The 2,473-nt window shown below is 60.2% G+C and carries 1 protein-coding gene; it reads left to right on the forward strand.

Translation table 11 applies throughout. The features are described from left to right. Positions 1-96: 96 nt before the first annotated feature. A partial coding sequence (locus ABX749_RS29460; RefSeq protein WP_372899186.1) for a protein kinase occupies positions 97-2,473 on the forward strand: 2,377 nt, incomplete at its 3' end.

The following is a 2,473-nucleotide window of genomic DNA, read 5'->3' on the forward strand; positions in this document are numbered from 1 at the left end:
CGATCGTTTCTCGACGAGCAGTGCCGCGACGATCCGGCCTTGCGGGAGCAGGTCGAGCGTCTCTTGCGAGCACGGCGTGAACAGCCGAATCATTTGTTGCGTCAGGCCGTCGGGACTGGCAGCGATGACTGGGACGAGAAACAGACCGAGCTATTCCATCAAAAAACGGAATCGGGTGTGGATCGGTTGTCGGCCTCAAACACGACGGCCGACTTTCACGACCCGAGCCGATTCGAACCGCCGTCCATTCCCGCGTACCGTCTGGTGCGGGTGATCGGTGAAGGCGGCATGGGAACGGTCTATCTGGCCGTGCAGACTGAGCCGATCCGACGTGAAGTCGCTGTGAAAGTGATCAAGCCGGGAATGGATTCCGAGGAAGTGATCGCCCGATTCCGGGCGGAACGTCAGGCACTGGCGATGATGGACCACACGAATATCGCGAAGGTTTATGAAAGCGGTACGACCGAGCGAGGCCGCCCGTATTTTGTGATGGAACTGGTTCGCGGCCTGCCCATCACCAGCTACTGCAAAAAGCATGGATTGAGTCTACGCGAACGGTTGGAACTGTGTGTCGATCTGTGCATGGCCGTCCAACACGCGCATCAGCGTGGCGTGATTCACCGTGACCTGAAGCCCACCAATGTTCTGGTCACCGTGCAGGACGGCAAACCGATCATCAAAGTCATCGATTTCGGTGTCTCCAAAGCGCTGCATGGTGAGCTGGCCGGAAGAACGCTGCTGACACACGGCTCACAATTGATCGGAACCCCGCTCTACATGGCGCCGGAACAGGCGAAACGGACGCACTACGATGTTGACACACGCGTCGACGTCTATTCGATCGGCGTCGTCTTGTACGAGTTGCTGACCGACACCACCCCGATCGATCGAGAAACGCTCAAGCAGATCAGTATCGAAGAATTCTACAGCCTGCTTGTGCGTCGAGAACCCGCGCGGCCGAGCGAGCGGATCAACGGTCCGCCAACCGGTCAACCGTCTCCCCCGGACCGACACGTCCAGGGCACAGGCTTTGACGCCAAGCTTCTCAAGCGTGAATTGGATTGGATCGTGATGAAGGCGCTCGATCGAGATCGCGAACGGCGCTACGCGTCGGCGAGCGAGTTCGCCGAGGATCTGCGGCGGTATCTCGATGGCGATCCGGTAGTGGCCTGCCCGCCGTCCTGGGCGTATCGGTTTCGCAAAACGGCACGTCAGTACCGGGTTGAACTGAGTGTGTTGACATTGGCGATGGCCACCCTGATTGTCATCTCTGGGGTTTCACTGTGGCAGATGGCGGCGGTGGATGCGGCGCGGCGCGAGAGTGAACGACGTGAGCGCCACGCGGTCGAACTTCTCCAGGCGTTGAAGCTGCAGCGCGCCCTGACAACGTTGCGCAACGACAATCTGAAGCGGCTGCATGTCTTGACCACGGACCTTCGCTCGGACCCGCTGCCGACCGACGGGATCTCTCCGCCGCCCGACCTGGCGAACCTGTTGATGAACATTGCGGTTCGTCCGACCCGAGGCTCCTTCGCCAACTTGTCCCCCGTCAATGGTCTGGCGGTGACGCGAGACGGAACGAGGGCGCTCAGTGTCGACGATCAGGGGGACGTCAAGCTTTGGGATTTGAACGCACCCGATGCCACCGGGCAATTGATCGGATCCTACGAGAAACCCGCTCAAGCGGTCGCGATTTCCCCTGACGGCCGCACCGCAGCGACCGGCAGCAAGTCCCGGATCGTGTCGTTCTGGAACCTGGATGACGGAACACTGATTCGCAGTTTGCCCCCGCTGGAATCGGGCATCGAAACGATACGCTGGTCTCCCGACGGGCGGTTTGTCGCCGCCGGTGCCCGTTACAGCGAAGTCTGGGTGGGTGACGCCGAAGGCAATGAATTGTTCCGCATCGACAACGACCATCGACACGAAAGTCTGCTGTTTACACAAGACAGCAAGATGTTGATCGTTCCGACCCGTGTGGACATTTCCGTTTACGACATGACGTCGGGCACGAAGATCCGCAGCATCGCCACCCAACCGCTGACGAATGTGCGAACCCTCTGTTTCGCCGGTCGGAATGACCAGTGGCTCGTCGCCGGCGAGCGTTTCAAAGAATCGTTGATCATCTTGGATTTCAAAAGCGGAAAACTGTTGGGACAAGTGCCGCTGGGCGTCTCCTATCCGCGTTCCCTCTGCGCCGCGGGGAACGGCATGTGGCTGCGCGCGAGTTTTTCGGACGGCCGGATTCAGTTGATCCAGCTGTCACCGGCCAATGCAGGAGCTTCGGCGACCGGCCGCGTCGTCTCGCAGATTCTCGCACATCGACCGGCACCGGATCATCGTTTGCCGCTAGCGTCGCTGCCCGGTGACACGTTGTTCGTCTCCGGCGGCCAGGACGGAAACATCCATCGCTGGCACCAACATGACCTTCGATCGACGGAGCTTCGCAAACGGCCCGAATCGGTGTTGGCGA

It is taken from the genome of Stieleria sp., from assembly GCF_041595215.1.
In the GTDB taxonomy this organism is placed as follows: domain Bacteria; phylum Planctomycetota; class Planctomycetia; order Pirellulales; family Pirellulaceae; genus Stieleria; species Stieleria magnilauensis.